Source organism: Rhizobium sp. CB3171, from assembly GCF_029714265.1.
In the GTDB taxonomy this organism is placed as follows: domain Bacteria; phylum Pseudomonadota; class Alphaproteobacteria; order Rhizobiales; family Rhizobiaceae; genus Rhizobium.
This window is the reverse complement of the sequence record NZ_CP121652.1, coordinates 1247098-1270373: the sequence shown is the minus strand read 5'-3', so window position 1 is coordinate 1270373 and position 23276 is coordinate 1247098. Positions and strand designations below refer to the sequence as shown.

General features: G+C 59.7%; 20 protein-coding genes. 2 read left to right on the top strand and 18 right to left on the bottom strand.

What is annotated here, in order from left to right:
- Positions 1–6: 6 nt before the first annotated feature.
- Positions 7–729: a transcriptional repressor LexA gene (lexA, locus tag QA648_RS06315; RefSeq protein ID WP_104825086.1), complete on the top strand. Its 723-nt coding sequence runs from the start codon at positions 7–9 to the stop codon at positions 727–729.
- Here the strand turns inward: lexA and QA648_RS06310 are convergent.
- A complete protein-coding gene (locus QA648_RS06310) occupies positions 710–3169 on the bottom strand; it encodes a ComEC/Rec2 family competence protein (RefSeq protein WP_283050280.1) in 2460 nt (819 codons plus the stop codon). The genes lexA and QA648_RS06310 overlap by 20 nt on opposite strands.
- Before the next feature lie 280 nt (positions 3170–3449).
- On the opposite strand from QA648_RS06310, the gene gltA reads away from it, so the two are divergent.
- Positions 3450–4739: a citrate synthase gene (gene gltA / locus QA648_RS06305; RefSeq protein ID WP_104822989.1), complete on the top strand. Its 1290-nt coding sequence runs from the start codon at positions 3450–3452 to the stop codon at positions 4737–4739.
- Positions 4740–4769: 30 nt separating this feature from the next.
- On the opposite strand, the gene lpxB is transcribed toward gltA, so the two are convergent.
- From lpxB to QA648_RS06220, 17 genes are all read right to left on the bottom strand, one after another.
- A complete protein-coding gene (lpxB, locus tag QA648_RS06300) occupies positions 4770–5951 on the bottom strand; it encodes a lipid-A-disaccharide synthase (RefSeq protein WP_283050278.1) in 1182 nt (393 codons plus the stop codon).
- The gene (locus tag QA648_RS06295) at positions 5948–6829 is read right to left on the bottom strand and encodes an LpxI family protein (protein WP_283050276.1); all 882 of its coding nucleotides are present in this window, start codon (positions 6827–6829) and stop codon (positions 5948–5950) included. Before QA648_RS06295 ends, lpxB begins: the two co-directional genes overlap by 4 nt.
- A gap of 1 nt (position 6830) precedes the next feature.
- Positions 6831–7646 (bottom strand): acyl-ACP--UDP-N-acetylglucosamine O-acyltransferase, encoded by an 816-nt coding sequence (gene lpxA, locus QA648_RS06290; RefSeq protein WP_104822986.1) that lies wholly within the window; start codon positions 7644–7646, stop codon positions 6831–6833.
- Positions 7643–8116 carry a 3-hydroxyacyl-ACP dehydratase FabZ gene (gene fabZ / locus QA648_RS06285; protein WP_028755031.1) on the bottom strand — a complete coding sequence of 158 codons (474 nt, stop codon included), beginning with the start codon at positions 8114–8116 and terminating at the stop codon, positions 7643–7645. Before fabZ ends, lpxA begins: the two co-directional genes overlap by 4 nt.
- Positions 8109–9176: a UDP-3-O-(3-hydroxymyristoyl)glucosamine N-acyltransferase gene (lpxD, locus tag QA648_RS06280; RefSeq protein ID WP_283050273.1), complete on the bottom strand. Its 1068-nt coding sequence runs from the start codon at positions 9174–9176 to the stop codon at positions 8109–8111. Before lpxD ends, fabZ begins: the two co-directional genes overlap by 8 nt.
- Before the next feature lie 50 nt (positions 9177–9226).
- Positions 9227–11560, bottom strand: coding sequence for an outer membrane protein assembly factor BamA (gene bamA / locus QA648_RS06275; protein ID WP_104822984.1), 2334 nt, complete (start codon positions 11558–11560; stop codon positions 9227–9229).
- A gap of 200 nt (positions 11561–11760) precedes the next feature.
- On the bottom strand, positions 11761–13434 hold the full coding sequence (rseP, locus tag QA648_RS06270; RefSeq protein WP_283050271.1) for an RIP metalloprotease RseP: 1674 nt from the start codon (positions 13432–13434) through the stop codon (positions 11761–11763).
- Positions 13435–13458: 24 nt separating this feature from the next.
- Positions 13459–14292, bottom strand: a complete 834-nt coding sequence (locus QA648_RS06265; protein WP_283050269.1) for a phosphatidate cytidylyltransferase — start codon at positions 14290–14292, stop codon at positions 13459–13461.
- On the bottom strand, positions 14292–15038 hold the full coding sequence (locus QA648_RS06260) for an isoprenyl transferase (RefSeq protein ID WP_104822981.1): 747 nt from the start codon (positions 15036–15038) through the stop codon (positions 14292–14294). Before QA648_RS06260 ends, QA648_RS06265 begins: the two co-directional genes overlap by 1 nt.
- A 107-nt stretch (positions 15039–15145) precedes the next feature.
- Positions 15146–15706 carry a ribosome recycling factor gene (gene frr, locus QA648_RS06255; protein WP_028755025.1) on the bottom strand — a complete coding sequence of 187 codons (561 nt, stop codon included), beginning with the start codon at positions 15704–15706 and terminating at the stop codon, positions 15146–15148.
- A gap of 56 nt (positions 15707–15762) precedes the next feature.
- Positions 15763–16482 carry a UMP kinase gene (gene pyrH, locus QA648_RS06250; protein WP_104822980.1) on the bottom strand — a complete coding sequence of 240 codons (720 nt, stop codon included), beginning with the start codon at positions 16480–16482 and terminating at the stop codon, positions 15763–15765.
- A gap of 156 nt (positions 16483–16638) precedes the next feature.
- Complete coding sequence (gene tsf / locus QA648_RS06245) at positions 16639–17565, bottom strand: translation elongation factor Ts (RefSeq protein WP_104822979.1); 927 nt, start codon at positions 17563–17565, stop codon at positions 16639–16641.
- Between the two features lie 272 nt (positions 17566–17837).
- Positions 17838–18605, bottom strand: a complete 768-nt coding sequence (rpsB, locus tag QA648_RS06240; RefSeq protein ID WP_028755022.1) for a 30S ribosomal protein S2 — start codon at positions 18603–18605, stop codon at positions 17838–17840.
- A 189-nt stretch (positions 18606–18794) separates the two neighbouring features.
- Complete coding sequence (locus QA648_RS06235) at positions 18795–19901, bottom strand: substrate-binding domain-containing protein (protein ID WP_283050265.1); 1107 nt, start codon at positions 19899–19901, stop codon at positions 18795–18797.
- Positions 19901–20518: a 5-bromo-4-chloroindolyl phosphate hydrolysis family protein gene (locus QA648_RS06230; RefSeq protein WP_104822976.1), complete on the bottom strand. Its 618-nt coding sequence runs from the start codon at positions 20516–20518 to the stop codon at positions 19901–19903. Before QA648_RS06230 ends, QA648_RS06235 begins: the two co-directional genes overlap by 1 nt.
- Positions 20519–20525: 7 nt before the next feature.
- A complete protein-coding gene (locus QA648_RS06225) occupies positions 20526–22106 on the bottom strand; it encodes a substrate-binding domain-containing protein (protein ID WP_283050262.1) in 1581 nt (526 codons plus the stop codon).
- Positions 22103–23182 (bottom strand): toxic anion resistance protein, encoded by a 1080-nt coding sequence (locus QA648_RS06220; protein ID WP_283050261.1) that lies wholly within the window; start codon positions 23180–23182, stop codon positions 22103–22105. The genes QA648_RS06225 and QA648_RS06220 overlap by 4 nt, the downstream gene beginning before the upstream one ends.
- Positions 23183–23276: the final 94 nt, after the last annotated feature.

Genomic DNA, 23276 nt, shown 5'->3' with positions numbered 1-23276 from the left:
AAAACGATGTTGACGCGCAAGCAGCAGGAACTGCTTCTCTTCATTCACGAACGAATGAAGGAGTCCGGTGTTCCGCCATCTTTCGACGAGATGAAAGATGCGCTGGACCTTGCGTCCAAATCCGGTATTCACCGTCTCATCACGGCTTTGGAAGAACGCGGCTTCATCCGTCGCCTGCCGAACCGGGCCCGGGCGCTGGAGGTCATCAAGCTACCGGAGGCCTATAGCCCGAGCCTGCAGCCTCGCCGCGGCTTTTCGCCAAGCGTCATCGAGGGTAGCCTTGGCAAGCCGCAACTTGTGCCGCCGCCCGCACCCACCAAGCCGGTGAGTGAGGACAACAACAGTTCGGTTTCGGTACCCGTCATGGGCCGCATTGCCGCCGGCGTTCCGATCTCGGCCATCCAGAACAATACTCACGACATCACCGTTCCCGCCGACATGCTCGGCTCCGGCGAGCATTATGCGCTGGAGGTCAAGGGCGACTCCATGATCGATGCCGGCATCTTTGACGGCGATACCGTCATCATCCGCAACGCCACGACCGCCAATCCCGGCGACATCGTCGTCGCTCTCGTCGATGATGAAGAGGCGACATTGAAGCGCTTCCGCCGCAAGGGAGCCTCGATCGCGCTTGAAGCGGCAAACCCTGCTTACGAAACCCGCATCTTTGGGCCGGATCGAGTGAAGGTACAAGGCAAGCTCGTCGGTCTCATTCGCCGCTATCACTGACCGGTGACGCCGGCTTGAGCGGCGCGCCAAAAGTGTCTGTTCGCCAGTCGTAGGAGCGATGCAGGCTCCATGGCCGCGAAAGGTTTTCAAACGCTGCCGTCATTATCGGTTTATCGGTGCTAAGGCTCATTTCGATGGACCCTGTGCGGCGCAATGTTGCACCTGTGAAGAGCGTGGCGCCAGAGCGGCAGCGATCAAGACGCAGCCGTACGGAGGTGATGACGATATTGGCCGTGTCGCAGGCCGGAGCGAGATAGGCGGCATCTTCAATGGTGACAAGCATGTCGCCATTATCCAGCATTGCCACGCACCATGCACCTTTTTGGCAGGCGAAACCGCCCGGCCCGGCCGCGTCTAATGCCGCATCCATCGCCTTTCGAACGGTGCTCTGTTCTTCGGAATTCAGGCGACGATGCTTGTCTGATTTGCTGATTTTGGGGAGCTGACTATCCGGCGGAAGCATCGTTGGCGGTTGCTGCTCGGTGATCGCCAATGCTCTTTGCCACTGCTCGAAGATGAAATCCGGCGGTTTTTCGCGGTTTGTCGTCAGCGCACCGTTGCGCAACAAGGCGACCAGCGTGCCGTCCTCGGAGATCATGAGATCAGGCTTGAGGACACCGGGACTGAGTGCCACGACTGCAACCGAACCGATGATCAAGAGCGCACCTGCATGTCGCAGCCATGTTCTCAGCAAGGTCATCAACAAGAAGCCGGCTATGACCGTCGGGAACAGCCAGACCGGCAGCCGACCGAAGGGAATATTGCCGCCCCAGGCGGCAACCGTTTTGGCAATGACGATGACGACATCAAGTCCCCAGCCGGTTATCTGCCAGAAAGGGGCATCAACGCCAAATGGCATCAGTAGCGTCGCCGCCATGCCAAACGGCATGACGACAAAGGAGACGACCGGCATAGCCGCCAGATTGGCGATGAGACCATATGTCGCCAATCGGTGAAAATGCTCTATCGAGAAGATTGCCGTCGATGCGCCGCCTATAAAAGAGGTCGACAATATGCTTCCGAAGAAACGGGAAACGAAGAGCAGCGGACGCATGACCCGGAACCGGGAGAGAACGCTCTCCCGATGCGGCCTCCTCGCCCAGAGCGAATAGCCGGACACCAACGCCAGGGTCGCGGCGTAAGACATCTGAAAACTTGGTCCGAGCGCCTGCGAAGGCGACAGTATGAGAATGACTATCGCCGATAGCGCCACGTTGCGCAGGCTAATGGATGGTCGGTCGAAGAGCACGGCGATCAGTATGATAGCCATCATGATGAAGGCACGCTCCGCGGATACCCCGAAGCCGGAAATGAGATAATAAGCCGTCACTGTAACTAGCGCGCCGAAGGCCGCAATCTTCTTTGTTGGCCAAGCCTGTGCCACGCCGAAAAACAGACTGAGGGCGTAGCGTAAACCGACATAAAAGATGCCCGCGGAGAGCGCCATGTTCAGGCCGGAGATGGCGATGATATGCGCAAGACCCGAGGTCCGCAGCGCTTCCGTCGTATCGTCTGAGATCGCTCGTCTCTCATCGGTGACAAGCGAAGCCGCAAAGGCGCCGGTGTCTCCGGGCAAAAGCGTCCTGATTCTATCGCCGATATGGCTGCGCAAACCGGCAAGCCAGATATCCGCCTTGTCGAGGACCGACCCCTGAACTACATCACTAGTCGGCGACAATAATGTCTGCGTTCCATAGGCAAAACCATTCGCGCCGGTGCCATCGAAATAGGCGCTGAAGGCGAAATCGTTGAGGCCGGGCAAGGCAGGTCCGGCCGGCGGCGTCAACCGCGCTCTACCCTGAATGCGGTCGCCGAGTTCGAAGGGCTGGAGCTGTTTGCGCACGAAAATGGTGATCTGCGCCGGCGGCCGGCGAATGGTCGGTTTTTCCGTTGCCTCCAGGGCGACGACATAGCGCCAACGGCCCTTGTCGTCGGCTTCACGCCGTTCGATCCGCCCGGTGATGGTGGTCGTCACCGCAGAGTCGAGCATCACCGTCGATGCGCGCCAGGTTTCGCATTGCGCCAGAGCCATGCCGGAGCACACCAGCATGCCGGCAAACAATATGTGCCGTAGCACTCGCCCCGCCTGCTGCTGGCGGAAAAATGCGACAGCGAAGATAAGGAGGGCCGTAAAAACAGCTTGCGGCGGCGGATCGGCTCCGACCGAGAACCAGACGATCGCGCCGGCGCCGATGTAGACCGGCGCAAATAGCATCGCGCGACCGTGCGCCGCCTCTTCTTCGGCTAAATGGTAAATGCTGAGTCGGATGCTGCCTGCCGCGAGGCGAAGGCGGGCAATAAGCGCGGCGTGGTCCTGTGTCCGCTCTGGCCGCGACGCTTTGGCACGAGAAATAACCGCGCCCACGCTCTGCTCGCGCACGGCAACCGCAGCCAATTCCCGACTATCCACCTGCGGATCCGGTGCCTCTAAATTAGGCATATATTCCAGCGCCCACGCAAAACTACAGCTATAGCGGGAGTTTTGCCGTCACCGGCCAGTGATTTCAACTGAAATCGGCATCATCGCCGACAAAAGACGCTAATTCACGCTTGCGCAAAACGGTCCCTTCTACCGCAGTGCCCAAAAGTTGATACTGCAATGCACAAATAGGCGTAAGGATAACTTGGCATTAGGCTCTGGATCATATAGCTAATCGTTAGTCGCTTAACCCTTTGGCGCTTTTTAAGGCGCCAATCCCGCCAAATCTTGGAGGATCAGCATGACGGAACAAAGCGCGAAACTAACTTGGGGTGAAAAGACGGTGGATTTGCCGGTTAAGTCCGGAACCATCGGCCCAAGTGTCATTGATATTGGTGCCCTTTATAAGAACACCTCCACTTTCACCTACGATCCTGGCTTCACTTCGACTGCGTCGTGCGAATCCAGCATCACCTTTATTGATGGCGACGAAGGCGTTCTGCTGCATCGCGGTTATCCGATCGAACAGCTTGCCGAACACGGCGACTTCCTCGAAGTCTGTTACCTGCTGCTCTACGGCGAATTGCCGACCGCAGCCCAGAAGAAGGACTTCGATTACCGGGTCGTGCACCACACCATGGTGCATGAACAGATGTCTCGCTTCTTCACCGGCTTCCGTCGCGATGCGCATCCGATGGCCGTCATGTGCGGCTGCGTCGGCGCTCTGTCGGCCTTCTATCACGACTCCACCGACATCACCGATCCGCACCAGCGCATGGTCGCAAGCCTGCGCATGATCGCCAAGATGCCGACGCTTGCCGCCATGGCTTACAAGTACCATATCGGCCAGCCCTTCGTTTACCCGAAGAACGACCTCGATTATGCGTCGAACTTCCTGCGCATGTGCTTTGCCGTGCCCTGCGAGGAATATGTGGTCAACCCGGTGCTTGCCCGCGCCATGGACCGCATCTTCATCCTGCACGCCGATCACGAGCAGAATGCGTCGACATCGACGGTTCGCCTCGCGGGCTCTTCCGGCGCCAATCCCTTCGCTTGCGTCGCCGCCGGCATCGCCTGCCTCTGGGGTCCCGCTCACGGCGGCGCCAACGAAGCTGCGCTCAACATGCTGACGGAAATCGGCACGGTTGACCGCATTCCGGAATATATCGCCCGCGCCAAGGACAAGAACGATCCGTTCCGGCTGATGGGCTTCGGTCATCGCGTCTACAAGAACTACGATCCGCGCGCCAAGATCATGCAGAAGACGGCGCACGAGGTTCTCGGCGAACTCGGCATTAAGGACGATCCGCTGCTCGACATCGCGATCGAACTGGAGCGTATCGCGCTGACCGATGACTATTTCATCGAGAAGAAGCTTTACCCGAATGTCGACTTCTACTCCGGCATCACGCTGAAGGCTCTCGGCTTCCCCACGACCATGTTCACGGTGCTGTTTGCGCTTGCCCGCACCGTCGGCTGGATCGCCCAGTGGAACGAGATGATCGAAGATCCGGAACAGCGTATCGGCCGCCCGCGCCAGCTCTATACCGGCGAACCGCAGCGCGAATACGTTCCGGTTTCCAAGCGTTAAGCCGAAGAAGCGAGACAACAAAAAACCCGGTCAGAAATGGCCGGGTTTTTTCTTGGACAGGACATCGAGAACGATCGCCGCCGCCTTTTCGCCGGGCGGCTCCTCGGTCTGCATCCGCTGCCAGACCAGATCGTAACCCTGAAGCATGGCTGCACGCTCGGGCGTATCGCTCGATAGCCGCTCCATATAGCGCGCCAGCAGACCAGGGCGCAGCACATCGTTGATCAGTTCGGGCACGACGGCATAGTCGGCAATCAAATTCGGCAGAGCTGCCGTCCAGGTCTTGATGCGCGAGAGTACGAATCGGGCAAGCCACTCCGTCTTGTAGGCCGAGACGACGGGAACGCCCGCAAGGCCCAATTCCAGCACCACGGTGCCGGAAGCCGCCATCGCCGCATCCGCTTCCGCGAAAGCGTTCCATTTGGCATCCTGGCCGACGAAGACATCCGGCTTGAGGCGCCAGTTTTCAAGGAGGGAGCGCACCAATGCCTCCTGTCGCGGAACGGTCGGCAACACGTAACGAACGCGATCGTTTCGCCGGCTAATCTCCGTCACCGCCTGCTCGAAAACCGGCAGAAGCTGACGGATTTCCGAGGAACGCGAACCGGGAAGCAACAGGATCGTCTTCTCTCCGTCAGGCGCGCCGAGAGGGCGAAGCGCACGCCGGCGGCGGGTTTCGACCAGGCTCGAATCCACCGTCAGCCGATGGCCGACATAGGTCGTGGCCGGCCCCGCCAAGCGCTGCATCGCTGCCGGCTCGAACGGCAGGATGGCGAGGACATGATCGACATAGGCGAGCATTTTCTGCGCGCGATATTCTTTCCACGCCCACACGCTCGGGCAGACATAGTCGACGACCGGCAAGTCCGGCAGCGCCGCGCGCACCTTCTTGGCAACGCGATGGGTGAAATCCGGGCTATCGATGATCAGGAGCACGTCCGGCTTGGCTGCGATAATGGCGTCCGTCGTCTGGCGGATGCGGGCAAGCAGTTTCGGCAGTCGCTTGATGACCTGCGCAAAACCCATAATCGACAGTTCGGAATAATCGAAAAGCGAACGCAGACCCTGCGCTTCCAGGGCATCGCCACCAACGCCGATCAGTTCGACGGCGCCATCATAACGTTGCTTCAATGCCGCGACGAGATCGCCGCCGAGCAGATCGCCGGAGACCTCGCCGGCTACGACAGCAAGCTTTAACGGCACACCGCTCACATAAAGCCCTCCGCGCTAAGGCCGCGATCGATGCCGCAGACGAACAGCCCGGCTTCGTCGGCAGCCGCAATGACCGCTTCGCGCTCCAGCACCAGCGCCCTGCCCGCCTCGACGGCGACGCCGGCAAGGCCGGCCTTCTTTGCGTTGAACACGGTCGAAACCCCGATCGACGGAAGGTCGGCGCGCACGTCCTGCTGCGGCTTGCAGAGCTTCACCAATACGCCCCGGCGACGCGCCGATATGCGCCCTTCGGCCCGCAAACCGGCGACGCGCTCGATCATCTTGTCTGTGCCCTCGGCGCCCTCCAGCGCCACGACGCGGCCGCCGACGCTGACGGCACCCTGCCCGACATCCAGCAATCCAAGGGCAATGGCTGCCTTCGCTCCCTGCGCGATATCGCGCAGATCCTCTTCCGATGGCGAGAAACGGCCGAGCGGCCCGGTGGTCGCCAGCAGATCCGGCGCGATCTCATGCGCGCCGACGACGCGGACACCGCCGGCCTCGATCAAACGGATAACCATCTGCAGCACAGCATTGTCGCCACCGGAAAGAAGGGTGCGGATGGTCGACGGCAATTCCTTGATCACGCGCCAAGTCGGACGCACATCGCGCCAGGGCGGACGACGCGCGACAGCGCCGGACATGACGACCCGGTCGACTCCATAGCGGCGAAACATGGCCTCCAGGCCGGCAAAATTGCCGACGCCGAGATTGGCATGATCGAAAGCGGACCAGTCGCGATCCGCCTCATCCGTCAGCGCAATGATAACGGGATTTTCGCCTGCCTGCCGGGCGGCATCGGCAACATAGGCCGGCAAAAAGCCGCTGCCTGCGATGATCGCCAGCCTGCCCGCATGGTTTTGACCGCTCGCGGCCACCTCAGCCCTTACCGCGATTGGGCGACGACAATGCGCGATCGCTTTCGGCGGCGATGAAATCGAGGATCTCGATCACTTCCTTACAATCGGCATATTCTTCGCGGATCGCCGCCGCATTGTCGCGGATCGAGCCCTCGCCTTCGAAAATGCTCTTATAGGCGCGGCGAACCGTATGGATGACCGAACGCTCAATTCCGGCGCGCGTCATGCCGACAATATTGAGACCCGAGAGTACGCCTGGATTTCCGTTCAGCATGCCATATGGAATGACGTCATAGCTGGCGGCCGAAAGACCGCCGATGAAGGCTTGACGGCCGATGCGGGTGAATTGATGCACCGCGCAGCCGCCGCCGAGGATGGCGCGGTCTTCGACGGTGACATGCCCGGCCAGCATGACATTGTTCGACATGATGACGTTGTTGCCGACGCGGCAATCATGGGCGACGTGGGAATTGGCAAGGAACAGGTTGTTGTTGCCGATGATGGTCTTGCCGCCGTAGTCGGCGGTACCGGTATTGATCGTCACGCCTTCGCGAATCGTGCAATTCTCGCCGACGTCCAGCGTCGTCTCTTCGCCGCCGTGATGCACGCTCTGCGGATCGCCACCGACGACCGCCATCGGGAATATCTTCGTGCCCTTGCCGATCGTCGTCCGGCCGGTCACAACCACATGCGTCAAGAGCTGAACAGCATCATGCAACACGACCTTGGGGCCGACATGGCAGAACGGGCCGACGACGACATTCTCGCCGATGACCGCTCCATCCTCAACGACCGCGAGCTTATGAATGCGCGCGCTTTTTGCAATACTGCTCATGCCTGCTCTTGGTCCTTCCGTACGATCATCGCGCCGATATCGGCCTCGGCAACCAGCGAGCCATCGACCTTGGCGTCGCAATGGAACTTCCAGATCGTACCGCGCTGCTTCAGCTTGACAACGTGGAATTCAACACGATCGCCAGGTACGACCGGCTTGCGGAAGCGGGCATTGTCGATCGTCATGAAGTAGACGAGATTGCCGCCGATTCCGTCCTTGCGGGCGCAGATCGCGCCGGCCGTCTGCGCCATACCTTCGATGAGCAGAACGCCCGGCATGATTGGCGATCCCGGGAAGTGGCCGGTAAACTGCGGTTCGTTTGCGGTGACGTTCTTGATGCCGATCGCGGAATTATCGCTATCGATCTCGATGATCTTGTCGACCATCAGGAAGGGATAGCGATGCGGCAAAAGCTTCATGATCTCGATGACGTCTGCCGACGACAGCGACGTCTTGGCTTCTTCAGTCATGCTCCGCACTCCCGTCCTTCTTTTCTCTGGCTCCTGACCGTTTTGCGATCTCCGCCGACTCTCTTAGAAAATCCCACAATGGCCGTGCCGGAAGGCCCGCATAGCGCTCGCCCGCCGGAATGCTGTTCATCACGCCGCTTTTGGCACCGATCTGAACACCGTCGCCGATATGAATATGGCCGTTCAAGCCCGCCTGACCACCGATCTGCACACCGTCGCCGATCACCGTGCTGCCGGCAATGCCGACCTGGCTGACGATCGCGCAGTGGCGGCCGATGCGGACGTTATGTCCGATCTGCACCTGATTGTCGATCTTGGTGCCCTCGCCGATGACAGTGTCATCCATGGTGCCGCGATCGATCGTGGTATTGGCGCCGATCTCGACATTGTCCTGAATGATGACACGGCCGATCTGCACGATCTTCACCATACCACGCGGGCTCGGCGCATATCCAAAACCATCCTGGCCGATACGCGCGCCATTGTGAATGATGACGCCATTGCCGAGGTAGGAGCAAAGCACGCTGGCGCCGCCGCCGATCGTGCAATTGCGCCCGATCTTGACACCCGGCCCGATCATCGCGCCGGCTCCGATGCGCGTACCCTCCCCGATCTCAGCACCCGGTCCGATAACCGCGCACGGCTCAACGCCGACGTCAGCCTCAAGCTTGGCGGTCGGATCGATGAAAGCTGCCGGCGAAATCAGCGTTGGCGCAGAGGTCAGCGCAACCGGACGCATGGCTTGCGGATGCAGCAGAGCGCCCGCCAGCGCGAAATCCGTGTGCGGCTTTCTGGAAAGGAGAACCGGGATATGCGCGGGAACGAAAGACCTCAGCGCCGGCAAGCAAATGATCGCCGAAGCCCGACAGGTCTCCAGTTCCGCACGATTCTTCCGGGAGAGAATGTAGCAAACGTCGCCTTCGCCCGCCCGATAGACGGGAGCGATGGACTTGATGACGATGCCGGCAAAGGCCTCGTCAGCAAGTTCCGCCCCAAGATACTCAGCCAGCGCACGGAGGCTGACGCCATCATGGGACGGGAAAAAATCGATATGTTCCATAAGCACCAGCTCCAGAACGGTGTTAAGCCCGCAGTTCTGGGCTGCCGATATCAGAACTGGTTGGCGATGCCAAACCGGAAATTCTCAGTCTTGTCGTAGTCTTCCTTGAGAACCGGCACGGCATAGTCAACTCGGATGACGCCGAAGGGCGACGACCAGATCAGGCCCGCACCCAACGAAGCACGGATCGAGCTGTCGTTGTGCAATACGTCACCGAAGAGGTCAGCCTTGTTGCCGTAGAGCGTACCTGCATCGGCAAAGGCTGCGACGCGCAGACCGATATCCTGCGGAACGCCCGGCATAGGCATGCTTGCTTCAGCGGAAGCCGTGAAGTAGGTCGTGCCGCCCAGCGCATCGCCATGCGACGAACGCGGACCGATACCGGCATTCTCGAAGCCGCGGATTTCACGGCCACCGAGCGTGAACTGATCGAAGACGTTCAGGTGATCGCCTGTCGGCATGACATAACCGGCGCCAACCGTCAGCGAGCCGATGATGTCGGCTTCGTCGCTGATCATCTTGTAGTAACGCGCCTTGCCGCTCAGCTTGTAGAAGTCGGAGTCGCCGCCCAGACCCGCATATTCATGCGTGAACTTGGCGATGATACCTTCGCGCGGCAGATTCTGATCGTCGAGCGTGTTGTAGGTAAAGGTCTGCGAAATCGTCGACTGCACCCACGGGCTGTTGTTCACGAGATTCAGATACGGAGCCGACAGATTGTTCTCCCAATCGTCGGTGCCATCATACTGAAGACGCTTGTAGTTGTAGCGCAGGGTCGTCGCCAGGTTCTCGGTGATCGGCGCGGTGACGCGCAGCGAGAAGCCTTCTTCCGAATAATCGTAGAAATCGTCGCTCGAGGTCTGGTTCCTGAAGATGTCAAAGCCGGCAGCCAGACGATAGCCGAGGAAATAGGGCTCGGTGAACGAGATGTTATAGGTACGGTTGCCTTCCGTGCCGGCACCTGCGGCGATACGGATGTACTGGCCACGGCCGAGGAAGTTCTTTTCTTCGACCGAAGCTTCGAGCAGCAGACCGCCGTTGTTGCCGACGGCGTAACCAGCACCGATACCAAACGAACCGGTCGGCTGGTCTTCGACGTTGACGATCACGACGACGCGATCCGGAGCGCTGCCCTGGGCCGTGCTAATGTCAACCTTGGTGAAGTAGCCGAGGGCGTCGAGACGACGCTTGGCGCGGGTGATCATTTCCTGGTTGAAGGCATCGCCTTCATTGAGATCGAACTCACGGCGAATGACGTAATCGCGCGTGCGGGTGTTGCCGCGGATTTCGATGCGCTCGACATAGGCGCGTTCGCCCTGATCGACCAGATATTCAATACCGATCGTGTGGCCGGTGAGGTCACGATTGCCGCGCGGCGTGATGCGGGCGAACGGATAGCCGGCCGCAGCAACGCGCTTGGAAATGTTCTCGATCGAGGTCTGGATATCCTTGGCGCTGTAGACATCGCCCTTGTGGGTGATGACCAGGCTCTTCAGGTCGTCCGCATTGATGCCCTCGACCGTCGACACCACGTTGATGTCGCCATAGGTGTAGCGCGGACCTTCATCGACGTTGAAGTTCAGCGTGTATTCGTTGTTCTGCTCGTTCAGCGTCGCATCGGCACTGACGATGCGGAAGTCGGCATAACCGTGATTGTAGTAGAACTGACGCAGCGCATCCTGGTCCGCCTGTTGGCGCTCGGCGCTATAGACGTCCTTGCGGGTCAGGAACGACAGGAAGTTCGACTTCTTGGTGCTGATCACCGAAGCAAGACGGCCGCTGCTGTAAGCCTGGTTGCCCGAGAAATTGATCTTGTCGATCTTGGTGCGGTCACCTTCGTTGATGACGAAGGCCACGTTGATGCGGCCCTCAGCGACCGGAACGGTCTGCGTCGTCACCTGGACTTCATTACGGCCGATTGCGGCGTAAGCGTCCTTGATGGTCTTGATGTCGGCCTGGACCTGGGTTTCGCTGTAAGGACCGGCGGCATGGGTCTGAACGATGCCCTGGAGCTTATCGTCCTTGATCTTATGGTTGCCGTTGAAAACCACGGCATTGATCAACTGGTTTTCCTTGACGGCAATGACCAGCGTGCTGCCAGAGACAGTCATGTTTACATCGGAGAAGTATCCGGTGGCATAAAGTTGCTTTACCGAATTGTCGATGTCGGCTGGCGAAAAGCTCTTGCCGGGCTTGATCGTGATATTGTCGCGAACAGCCTCTGCACCAACGCGTCCAGCTCCCCTGACATCGACCCGCTGTATGACAGCGGCTTCTGCGACTGAGGCAGAAGCAAGGGTGATAACACCAGCGCCCGACGCAACAACACCTGCAGACAGCGCTACCGCCGACACTGCGTTCAATAATCTTGAACCAGCCTTCATTTTCACTTCTTACCTTTTTATCAGTCGTCCCCAGCCCCGAGCGAACCCGATTCCGGCCACGTGTGTCGTTTTACCCGCTTTTGACATACAAGCAAGGGAGCAAGTTAATTTCTGTTTACTTCATTTCAAACCGTGGCTCATTCGCCACTACAGCTTTGAAACATCGTAAATAAATCGTAATTTCCTCTCTAAATGCCCCATCAGCCTATCCTGGAGCTGATGTCATTCCATGTCGCAAACACCATGAGTGACAGCACCATCGCAAAACCAATTCGGAAAGCGATGTCTTGTGCCCGAGCACCCAATGGTTTTCCCCTCACGGCTTCAATCGCATAGAACATCAAGTGCCCGCCATCAAGTACCGGCACCGGCATCAAATTTAATAACCCAATGGAAACAGAAAGTATGGCGGCGAATTGGAGCACCGCCGAAAAGCCCAGGGTTGCCATTTGGCCGGAAAGCTGAGCCACCCGAATGGGGCCGCCGAGCTGATCCGCCTTCATGTAACCGCCGATGACATTGCCGAGATATTCGAAGGTGCCGGACACGATGCTGCCGGTCTGCCTGACGCCTTCGCCCAGCGCCTGAAACGGGCCATATGCCTCATAACGGAGCTTGAAGGGCTTCTGGCCGTCGGTAATCCCGATGCTGTTGATCTCCATCTCGTTGCCGAAGGCATCCGGCTCTTCGGTCTTCTTCGGAGTGACCTGGACGTCAAGTGTCCCGCCGCTACGCTTGACGGACAACGTCACGGGCTTGTCCTGACGGGACGCCACATAACGCTGCACTTCGCCGATGGAATCGATCACACGCCCATCCACGGAGAGGATACGGTCGCCAAGCGCGATGCCAGCCTCTTGCGCTGGGCTATCCGGTGCGATTGAAGCGACGAGCGGGTCAATCGGCGAAATGCCGATGCTGCCGACGTCCTTCTTCTTTCCGGAAGCGTCTGTCGCGGTCAATGTTTCCGGCACCATCGGAAAATCGCGCGTCTGGCCGTTGCGTTCGACCGTCAAAACGAGGTTTTTTCCAGCGCGATCGGTGACATAGCGGGCGATATCATAATAGGTCGCGACATTATTGCCGTCGACGGCGATCAGGCGATCGCCCGCCTGCACGCCCGCCTTCGCTGCCGGTCCGCCCGGCTCGATCGCCGTTACCAGCGGATCGACGAGCGCGATGCCGATGCGCCCCATTTCCATCTTGTTGCCGAACTGATCGGTGTCTTCCACGAGTTTCGGCACGATGCGGAAGTCGCGCTTCTGGCCGTCCCGTTCGACGGTCAGAACGATATTGCGACCGGGCCGCAGGCCGACATAACGCTGCACCTCGTCGAACGTCGTCACCTTGGTGCCGTCGATCGCGACGAGACGGTCGCCGCGTTCGATCCCCGCTTCAGCGGCGGCACCGCCGCGCATGACCACGGCCACGACCGGATCGGCGACGGTACGGCCATAGACGCCGAAGAGGACGGCGAAGATTGCGATGGCGAGAATGAAGTTGGCGATCGGACCCGCGGCAACGGTTGCGGCCCGCTTCCAGAGCTTGGCGCCGGCGAAGGACCGGGCGCGCTCCTCTTCCGTCATGGCCGAGAGCTGATCGACATCGGTCTTGCTGGAGGCATCCTCGTCGCCGAAGAAGCGGACATAGCCGCCGAGCGGAATGATCGATAGCTTCCAGCGCGTGCCATGGCGGTCAGTGAAGCCGGCAACTTCCGGACCGAAGCCGATCGAAAAGGCCATAATGCGGATGCCGGACCAGCGCCCGACCAGATAATGACCCATTTCGTGCACGAAGACGAGCAATGACAGAACGAAAACAAACGTGATGACGTTGTTCGTCAAGAAGCCGATGATGCCTGCCACGCTACCCATGCAACGATCCTGTTCGCGTTGATTTCAGACACCGAGCAGAACGCCGCCCAATGACATAGTCTCGCCGCTCATTGTCAGTGATATTACGATAGCCAACAAAAACGCCGCAAAACAAGCAAAAATTAGTCCATCGACCCTGTCCATGACGCCGCCATGGCCGGGAATCAGATGGCTGGAGTCCTTGACGCCGAAGCGGCGCTTGAGGAAAGACTCGAATAAATCGCCAATTTGACTGCAGATTGACAGAACCAGCGTAAGCGCAGGAATCCATAAACCATCTGCCGAGAAAAAGCTCCAGACGACCGCTGTTCCGGCCACCACCGCGGCGATGGCGCCGCCGATGGCGCCCGACCAGGTCTTCCCAGGCGAGATGCGTGGCGCAAGCTTCGCTCCACCGATGGCGCGGCCGACGAAATAGGCAAAAATATCCGTCGCCCAAACGGTGGCGAAAATGAACAGCATCAGCACGAAGCCGCGCAGATCGTCATCCCGAATCTCGGCAAGGGCGATCGCCGTCAGTCCGGCATAGAATATTCCACCGGGCAACCACCAGCTTTTATGGCGCACGGTGACCATGATCGCCGTGACCGCAACAAAGATGACCAAAACCTCGAGGGAATAGACGGATTCCGCCATCAGCGTCGCGCCGGCTATGAGCACCAGGCCCAGCCAGCCAAGCGCATTGCCCTGCGGATCACGGCCATGCAGGTCCGTTATCGTCGACCATTCGTAATAGACGAGCAGGCCGATCGCCGCCGCCAGGATACGAAAGCTCAGACCGCCATACCAGGTGGCAGCCAGAACGACTACGGCAAGAACGATGCCGGAAATGATGCGCAGCCTGAGTTCGCGGCTCATCAGGACCCCACGGCCGCCGCCTGTTTGGCGGAAAGACCGCCAAAGCGTCGATCACGCGCGGCGTATTTTTCCAGCGCGGAGAAGAACAGGTCGCGGCTGAAGTCCGGCCAATATTCCGGCATGAACATGAATTCCGAATAGGCGGCCTGCCAGAGCAGGAAATTCGACAGCCGTTCTTCGCCGCTGGTGCGGATGATGAGATCGGGATCGGGAATTCCGGCGGTATCCAGCCGTGCATCGATCAATTCGGGACGGATGTCCTGCGGGCGCAGGCGCCCGGTCTCGACATCCTTGGCGAGGCTGACGAAAGCACGGGTGATCTCATCGCGGGAGCCGTAATTGAAGGCGATTACCAGCGTCAGCGCCGTGTTGTCCTTGGTGGTCTCTTCCGCTTCGATCAACAACGGCAGGATATCGCTGCGCAGATTGTAGCGGTCGCCAATCACGCGGATGCGGACATTCTGGCGATGCAGTTCTGCAAGATCCCGGCGAATGAACGCCTTGAGCAGACCGAGGAGATCGCTCACCTCGGTTTCCGGACGACGCCAATTCTCCGAGGAAAAGGCAAAGAGCGTCAGATATTTTATACCGACATCGCCCGCCGCCCGTACGGTTTCGCGCACAGCCTCCACGCCCTTGCGGTGGCCCATGGTGCGCGGCAGACTGCGCGCGTTGGCCCAACGCCCGTTGCCATCCATAATAATGGCCACGTGATCAGGTATGGCAGAGAACGTGGGAACTGTCATATGGATCCGGTTTCGTTCGGCAGGAAAATGCTCTAGGGCTTCAAATCTAGCGCACCCTCGCCGCTTTCAATATTTCCCCATTGAAAGCGGGATGCTCTAGCGTGCAATCAGACCTGCATGATTTCCTTTTCTTTGTCGGCTAGCAAGCGGTCGATGTCGGAAATCGTATCGTCCGTCATCTTCTGTACACGCTCGGACTGGGCACGGCTTTCGTCCTGACCGATTACACCGTCCTTTTCGGCCTTTTTGAGACCGTCCATGCCATCACGGCGGACATGGCGAATCGCCACCTTCGCCTTCTCGGCATATTCATGGGCGACCTTGACCAGCGAGCGACGGCGCTCCTCGTTGAGTTCCGGCAACGGAATACGCAGATTTTGGCCATCGACGATCGGGTTGAGGCCGAGATTGGATTCGCGGATCGAGCGCTCGACGGCGCCGACCATCGACTTGTCCCAAACGGAGACGGTCAGCATGCGCGGCTCGGGCACGGTGATGTTGGCGACTTGGTTCAGCGGCATGCGCGAACCATAGGCTTCAACTGTGACCGGATCGAGAATGTTGGCGGACGCGCGCCCGGTGCGCAGCGAGGCGATATCGCTCTTGAATGCCGCGATGGCGCCGTCCATGCGGCGCTTCAGTTCCTTGAGGTCGGTGCCTTCACTCATGTTTTTATACTCCCGTGTAATAGGCGGCGCCGGGAAGGCCCGGTGCCACAGGAACGTCAATTGTCGGATACGATGGTCTTACGACCGCCGCCGGTCAAGATTTCTGCGAAACCGCCCTTTTCATGAATGGAAAAGACGATGATCGGAATTGAATTTTCCCGTGCAAGCGCCACGGCGGCCACATCCATGACGGCGAGGCCCTTTTCCAGCACTTGGCTGTGGGTCAAATGTTCGAAACGCTCGGCGTCCGGGAACTTCTTCGGATCGGCGGAATAGATGCCATCGACCTGCGTTCCCTTGAAGATCGCTTCCGCACCCATTTCGGCGGCACGCAGCGCTGCGGCGGAATCGGTGGTGAAGAAGGGATTGCCGGTGCCGCCAGCAAAGATCACCACGCGGCCGAGCGACAGATGATAGAGCGTCGCACGCTGCGAGAAACTCTCGCAGATCTCCGGCATGGAAATGGCTGAGAGCACCACCGTATCGATGTCCAGCTTGCGCAGCGAGGTGGCCAGCGCCAGAGCGTTGATGACGGTGCCGAGCATGCCCATGTGGTCGCCGGTCACGCGGTCTCCGCCCTTGGAGGCCACGGCAACGCCACGGAAGATATTGCCGCCGCCGACGACGACGCCGACCTCGACACCCATTTCGCGCGCTGCGGCAATATCGGATGCAATGCGGTCAGCGACGGTAACGTCGATACCGAACCCCTGGCTGCCCATCAGAGCTTCGCCGGAGGCCTTGAGCAATACGCGCTTGTAGATCGGCTGGGACATTGTCGCTCCTTGAAGTGATCGCGGGGTAATAATTGTGAATGCCGGATACACGAAGGGCACCGCGTTGTCACGCGATGCCCACGGGTTTCCCCTGATATGGTTTCACCTATCTGGGATATGGTTTCGTTTCGTCAACAGACGAAATGAATTCGTTGATCAGCCCTTGGCGGCAGCGGCGACTTCGGCAGCGAAGTCGGTCTCTTCCTTCTCGACGCCTTCGCCGAGAAGCAGACGAGCCATGCCGGTGATTTCGATCGGCGCGCCGGCGGTCTTTTCAGCTTCCTTGAGGGCAGCGGCGACGGTCAGGTCCGGATTAATGACGAAAGCCTGCGACAGAAGAGCGACTTCTTCGAAGAACTTGCGCATGCGGCCTTCGACCATCTTTTCGATGATGTTGTCCGGCTTGCCGGAGGCGCGGGACTGCTCGATGAAGACGTTACGTTCGCGTTCGGCGACGGCAGCGTCAACTTCTTCCGGACGGATGGCGAGCGGGTTCGTAGCAGCAATGTGCATGGCAACCTGGCGGCCGATCGACGTCAGAACGGCCTTGTCACCGACCGACTTCAGGGCAACCAGAACGCCCAGCTTGCCGATACCGTCGCCAGCAGCGTTGTGAATGTAGGTCGCCACGACGCCGTGCTCAACTTCCAACTTGACCGCACGACGAAGCGCCATGTTTTCGCCGATGGTTGCGATCGCGTCCTTGATGGTGTCGGCGACCGGCTTGCCGGACGCGGGATAGGTCGCAGCCGAAACGGCTTCGACAGTACCGTTGGTGGACAGCGCAACTTCGGCGATGCCACGAGCAAGATCCTGGAAGGCATCGTTACGGGCAACGAAGTCGGTTTCAGAGTTGAGCTCGACCACGACGGCCTTGTGGCCGGCGCCGGCAATGGCGACCAAGCCTTCAGCGGCGGTGCGGCCGGACTTCTTGTCGGCCTTGGAGATGCCCTTGGCGCGCAGCCAGTCGATCGCGGCTTCGATATCCCCGTTCGTCTCGGTCAGCGCCTTCTTGCAGTCCATCATGCCTGCGCCAGACTTTTCGCGCAGTTCTTTCACCAGTGCAGCCGTAATCTCGGTCATAAGCTTCCTCTTGTCGGTTCATACGGTGCGGCAAACGGCTTTAATCCGAAGCGGCACCGATTTGAGGGACGAAATGTACCCGTAAGTATGACAGCGTTATGAAGCAGCGTCATACTGTGGAATTCTGTTTGGAACATGCCTGGATTTTCCGCCCAGGCGAGGCGTTACCAAAAACGCGATAAGGCCGCTCGAACTCCTTGAAGTCGCAAACGGCCTTATCCCGGATATCAATACGCTCGGGCGGACAAGCTTTTGTCCGCCACAAGACGCGATCAGGCTTCGGTGCCGTCCGCCAGGGTCGGCTCGACAGGAGCTTCGACGGAAGCGCCGAGGTCGCGGCCGGATGCGCTCTGCTGGCGGGCGATGCCGTCGATGGCAGCGCGCGAGATCAGGTCACAGTAGAGAGCGATGGCGCGCGAGGCGTCGTCGTTGCCCGGGATCGGATAGTCGATCAGGTCCGGATCGCAGTTCGAGTCGATGATGGCGACGACCGGAATGCCGAGGCGCTTGGCTTCGTCGATCGCGATCTTTTCTTTGTTGGTGTCGATGATGAACATCAGGTCCGGAGTGCCGCCCATATCGCGGATACCGCCGAGAGCCTTGTCCAGCTTTTCGCGCTCGCGCTCAAGGTTCAGACGTTCCTTCTTGGTAAAGCCCTGGGCTTCGCCGTTGAGGATTTCGTCGAGCTTGCGCAGACGCTGAATGGAATTCGAAATCGTCTTCCAGTTGGTCATCATGCCGCCGAGCCAGCGGGCGTTGACGTAGTACTGAGCCGAGCGCTTGGCGCTGTCGGCGATCAGTTCGGACGCCTGGCGCTTGGTGCCGACGAACAGAACGCGGCCGCCACGGGCAACGGTGTCGCTGACGACCTGCAGAGCGCGGCTCAGCAGCGGAACCGTCTGGGCGAGGTCGATGATGTGGATGTTGTTACGATCGCCGAAGATATACGGCTTCATCTTCGGGTTCCAGCGATGCGTCTGGTGGCCGAAGTGAACACCAGCTTCCAGAAGCTGACGCATAGAAAAATCAGGCAATGCCATGCCTTTGACTCCTTTTCCGGTTGAACCTCCGCAAGGCGAACAGCCTCCTCTTCGAGGAAGCCACCGGGCGGAACGATCCGGATTTCTCCCGGACAATCCCATGCCTTACGTGTGGAATGCGGCTGCCCATACATTCGATTTACCGAGAATGCAAGGCTTGCGCAGAAAAAATGCGACAGACCCCTGCCCTCAGCTCGCGACCTTATTGAGTAGCGCCAGCATGACGTTGGCGTCCGGCATGGGCAAGACCGCGTCGATTTCGTCCGGCAGCAGGCCCGCAATGGCCTCATGTGCATTTCCGGTCGCCGTGCCCAATGGCCCACGGAAACCGTGCTTGGTCCAGGCAAGTTCCTGCAGCTTCGGGCTTGTCAGCGCATCCATCAGCCGGTTGGCGGTCTCGTCGACGACGATCAGAGGATGCGAGGAATAGACGGTCGGATGCGGGTAGAGGACGACGGGCTTTGCCGTCGAGCTCGCTTGAACGCGCTTCCAGCGTTCGGGATCGGCGATGATCCATTCGACCAACTGATTCTCGTAGCCGACGATCATCGGTTCGCCACCAAGACCGCCGGCCAGATATTGATCGAAAAGCTTGCCGGATGACGGCGACTTGAAGCCCATGTTGCGGAAGATCGTCTGCGCCTTGTCGCCGGACTGTGTGAGATCTGCGGCAGTCGCGACGTTGCCGGCAAACAGGCTCAGCACCAATCCGGCAAACATGAAGCCGGAATTGGAGCGATTCGGATCGGTCGAAACGATACGCGCCTGCCCGTAGAGCGAGGCGACCCCGAGCTTGGACCAGTTCGTTCCTGCAAGGACGGCATCGAGCAATGCCTTCAGATCAAGCTGATGCTGTCCCGTGGGTGTCACAGTAACCAGCCCGGATTTTATCAATCCGTCGACCACCGGCTGCCAGGTGTAGACAACCACCGGCGTATTCAGCACGACACGGTCGTTGCGGATCTTGATGCCGTTCTGCCGGGCGATATCGACCATGATCGAGGAGGATGGCCAGAGGAAAGCGGGGTTCTGCTGCAGAAGCGCCTGCTCGCGCACCATCTCGACGGAGCCGGCCACACGCGTATCTATATCCAGTCCGTAGCCCCGCAGGGCGCCGACGACATCCTCGTCAGCCAGAAAGGATTCTTTCTCCCCGCCGATGAAACCGAAGAGTTTCGTGCGGTTGCCGAGTAGCCCCTGGAACTCCGGCCTGTCCTTCGCGGCGAAATAGCCGCCGGTGCCGGCGACGCTGGCAGCAAGAAGTCCCACTCCAAAGGCGCGGCGAGAAATGGCCATCAGCGTCCGATATCCTCTTTGAGCGAAGCCTGTATGAGGCGCAGTTCCGTGTCCAACGTGTCGAGCCTGTCGTCGACGAGGCTATCCGAATAATGCACGAAGGCGTCCTCAAGCTTGGTGAGCACCAGCTCCACATCCTGCAATCGCTTCTGGTCGGGCACGCGTTTGGCCTCGAGAGTGGCAAAACCCTCGGCAACTTCAGCCGCGCGTGGCAGGTAGTAGCTGAGGAACCGCCGCACGGTGCCGGCGCTTTCCGGGCTCGCCTCCACCTTGGCGAAGACGTCGGCGGCGATTTCGGCCAGATGCCGTACGCGCTTTGCCGTCACCTTGTTGGTAATGTGGTCCGCCGAGGCTTCCAGCCTTTGCGCCGCCGGTGCAGCCGCATTCAAGAGATCACGCGCGAAATCGAGACGTCCCCTACCGATGGCTTTGGCATCCAGACCTTCGAAAAGCCGGCGCGGCGACAGGGTGAAGACAAGACCTGCAAAGACGAGCAGACCGATGACGGCCGCGATCCACAACGGCATCTTCGCAAAGAAGCTCAAGACGGGAACGACGATCGCAGCGGCAAGCCCCGCCACGATCCAATTCCAGTCATTGCCGAACCAGTTACGCATTGCTGTCCTAGTTGTAACCACGCACAGCGCGGAACGCGCTGACGAGATCGCCGCGGCCATCGAATACACGCCCCGATGTCGCCTTGGTCAAGGCATCAAGCTGCGACTTGTCGGCGTCGCCAAAGGTGATGCCGAAGACCGGCACATGCGGATTGGTTGCCGTCCACTCGCTCAGAAAATCGCGGCTTGCATCCTCGGACTTTCCATCGGTCATGATGACGATCGCCGGCAGATAGGACGACAGGTTTGGGGTATCCTTCATGCGATCAAGCGCTCGGCTTGCGCAGGCGTACATATCGGTACCGCCATCGGCATGCTGCAGCGACACCTTCTCGACAAGGCTCTTCTGTTGCGCCGGGTCGCCCGTCGCCAAAAGGGTCGTCCGCACGCGGCTGTCGAAAGGAATGACCATGATGCGATCCGCCGGCGTCCATTGCGCCAGCACCTTGCCAGTTTCATTTGGATTGAACAGAAACTGCATGGCCGCCTGCAATTGCTGTTCGCCCTTGCCTCCCATCGAGCCGGAGAAGTCGAGACAAAGAGCTGTTAGCGAAGGCTTACGCAAAGCGCCCTGATAGAGATCGAGCGCCTGGCGAATCACAGCCGGCTCCGGCATGCGGATCGCCGTTACCAACCGGGTCGGATCGAAATTCCAATTCGGGTCCGCTTTGGCCGCGACGTCTCCCAATGGGATGCGGCGGCCGGTATCGGCGATGCGCTTCTGCACAGGCGCGGAACGCAGATAGGCAACGAGTTCGTTGAAGAAGGTCTCGACCTCAGGACCGCGTCCATGATCGATAAAGCCGATCGGTGAATCCGCAATCGCCACACCGTCGGCCGGATAGATCGCATAGAGCGGCTCCTTGCCCATGCCGACAAGCTTGTCGTTGGTCTCCTTCAGCACCGCTTCGTAATTCCACATGGCATCGTAGAGCACGCCCTTGCCAGCGGAGTCCGTGTAGAGGTCCGCGAGCCAGCCGGAGGACCCGGACGAGCGTTCGACCCCAGCAAGCAACGCCCTGACGGTGCCTTGGAGGTCGGGCTTGTCGAGATCGCCCGGCTCGATGACGGGTTTATTGCCAAGCGCGCTGGAGAGCATAGCCAAATAGGCGCTCGCGCCTGAATTGGACTGGGTTGCCGAGGTCATGAGAAACTTCAGCGAGCCGCTGTTCACTGCCGCCAATATGTCCCTCATCAAAACCGGCTTGCCGATCCAGCCGAGCGCCTGTGCCTTGGATTTGCGCACGCCGAGGATGACCGGTGTCTGCGCAACCGAGGTCAGTGACTTCACGCGGCGTTTGGTGTCGAACATGTCAACCCAGACGCTCGATGCCGGCCAGACCGCGTCCTGCTCGACACCCTCATTGCTTTGCAGCGCAAGGCCGATATCCAGCGTGCCTTCGTAGGTGAAGCTGCAGGTCGCGCTCTTCTGCTTGCAGAATTCTTCGACGATCGGCTGGATGACGGTGTTTTCCGAGCCGGAGACGATCGAGAACTTCGGTCCCGCGCCGGAATTGCAGCCCGTCAGGGCAAGAGCAGCCGTCAGCGCCAAGCAGGTGAGGAATATGCGGATCATCATGCGGATCATCGCGCCTCGATCATCGCCTTCTTGAGATCGATGGTCATTTTCTCCATCTGCTGCTCAGCCTGAGCGCGCTTCCTGCGGCCCTCCTCCTGCACCTTCAGGACACCGTTGATCGTATCGATCAGGTCACGGTTGGCGGCAGCGAGCGTATCGATATCGACGATACCGCGCTGCGACTGCTGTTCGATGGCAATCGCCTGGTCCTTCATCATCTCGGACGCCTGTCGGATCATGTCGTTGGTGGCGTCGGTCACGGTCTTCTGCAGCTCAAGCGCTGATTTCTGCCTCGACAGCCCGAGCAGGATCACCATCTTCTGCTTCCAGGCCGGCACCGTCAGCGCCGACGTCGCCTGCAGGTTCTCGATCAGCGTCTCGTCACCGGCCTGCACGATGCGGATTTGCGGCAATTGCTGAATGCCGAGCTGGCGCGCCTGCTGCAGGTAGAACACCCGCTTCTCCAACCGATCGAGGGCCTGCAAGCTGTCCTGATAGGTCTGAGCCTCCAGCATACCGCCGCCGGGATTGGCAGCCGTGGCCTCGGCGGCACTTTTCAACTTCGGCAGTTCGACACTGCGAAAGCGCTCTGCGAAGGTCTTGCCGGCCTCCACATAGACGTCGAGTTGCAGGATGGACTGCTTCGTCTCCTCGTGAAGATCGTCGAGAAGTGCGATGTCGCGGCGCAGCGTATCCTTATGCCGGTCGAGCTCGAGGCCAATGCGGTCGATCTGGCCGGCCACATCCTCGAACTCCTCCTTGAAGCGCTCCAGGCGGGCCTTGAACGACGAGAATATTTTGGAAAGAAAGCCCTCATCCTTCAGCGATGCCGGGTCGAGCTTCTTCGACTTGATGATGATATCGGTCAGCAACTTGCCGACTTCGCCGAGATCCCGATTGCGGACCTCGCGGAGAATCCGGTCGGAATAGTCGGAGACGGACTGCTGGGCGCGGTCGCCGTAAACGGAAATGCCGGCGCGGTCGGTCAGATCGATGGTGTCGCCGATGCGGGCGATTTCCGCCGGATCAGCGGCAACGACCGGCAAAGTGGTGCTTGCGGTCGGGGCGAGATCAGTATTGGCCATAGCTCGTGCTTTCTCGTCTATCAACACGGACCTGGACTGCGGAACATCTGCCGATCATTCTTCAATAACCGGCGCGGCCCGCATGGCCCGCTAC

Excerpts from the sequence above, each read along its gene's own strand:
- QA648_RS06265 (WP_283050269.1), bottom strand. The coding sequence starts at position 14,292 with ATGAGCCGCGAACTCAGGCTGCGCATCATTTCCGGCATCGTTCTTGCC.
- rpsB (WP_028755022.1), bottom strand. The coding sequence starts at position 18,605 with ATGGCATTGCCTGATTTTTCTATGCGTCAGCTTCTGGAAGCTGGTGTT.
- gltA (WP_104822989.1), top strand. The coding sequence starts at position 3,450 with ATGACGGAACAAAGCGCGAAACTAACTTGGGGTGAAAAGACGGTGGAT.
- QA648_RS06230 (WP_104822976.1), bottom strand. The coding sequence starts at position 20,518 with ATGCGTAACTGGTTCGGCAATGACTGGAATTGGATCGTGGCGGGGCTT.
- rseP (WP_283050271.1), bottom strand. The coding sequence starts at position 13,434 with ATGGGTAGCGTGGCAGGCATCATCGGCTTCTTGACGAACAACGTCATC.
- QA648_RS06225 (WP_283050262.1), bottom strand. The coding sequence starts at position 22,106 with ATGATCCGCATGATGATCCGCATATTCCTCACCTGCTTGGCGCTGACG.
- fabZ (WP_028755031.1), bottom strand. The coding sequence starts at position 8,116 with ATGACTGAAGAAGCCAAGACGTCGCTGTCGTCGGCAGACGTCATCGAG.
- tsf (WP_104822979.1), bottom strand. The coding sequence starts at position 17,565 with ATGACCGAGATTACGGCTGCACTGGTGAAAGAACTGCGCGAAAAGTCT.
- lpxD (WP_283050273.1), bottom strand. The coding sequence starts at position 9,176 with ATGGAACATATCGATTTTTTCCCGTCCCATGATGGCGTCAGCCTCCGT.
- lpxA (WP_104822986.1), bottom strand. The coding sequence starts at position 7,646 with ATGAGCAGTATTGCAAAAAGCGCGCGCATTCATAAGCTCGCGGTCGTT.
- QA648_RS06220 (WP_283050261.1), bottom strand. The coding sequence starts at position 23,182 with ATGGCCAATACTGATCTCGCCCCGACCGCAAGCACCACTTTGCCGGTC.
- QA648_RS06235 (WP_283050265.1), bottom strand. The coding sequence starts at position 19,901 with ATGGCCATTTCTCGCCGCGCCTTTGGAGTGGGACTTCTTGCTGCCAGC.
- frr (WP_028755025.1), bottom strand. The coding sequence starts at position 15,706 with ATGAGTGAAGGCACCGACCTCAAGGAACTGAAGCGCCGCATGGACGGC.
- QA648_RS06310 (WP_283050280.1), bottom strand. The coding sequence starts at position 3,169 with ATGCCTAATTTAGAGGCACCGGATCCGCAGGTGGATAGTCGGGAATTG.
- bamA (WP_104822984.1), bottom strand. The coding sequence starts at position 11,560 with ATGAAGGCTGGTTCAAGATTATTGAACGCAGTGTCGGCGGTAGCGCTG.
- lexA (WP_104825086.1), top strand. The coding sequence starts at position 7 with ATGTTGACGCGCAAGCAGCAGGAACTGCTTCTCTTCATTCACGAACGA.
- QA648_RS06260 (WP_104822981.1), bottom strand. The coding sequence starts at position 15,038 with ATGACAGTTCCCACGTTCTCTGCCATACCTGATCACGTGGCCATTATT.
- pyrH (WP_104822980.1), bottom strand. The coding sequence starts at position 16,482 with ATGTCCCAGCCGATCTACAAGCGCGTATTGCTCAAGGCCTCCGGCGAA.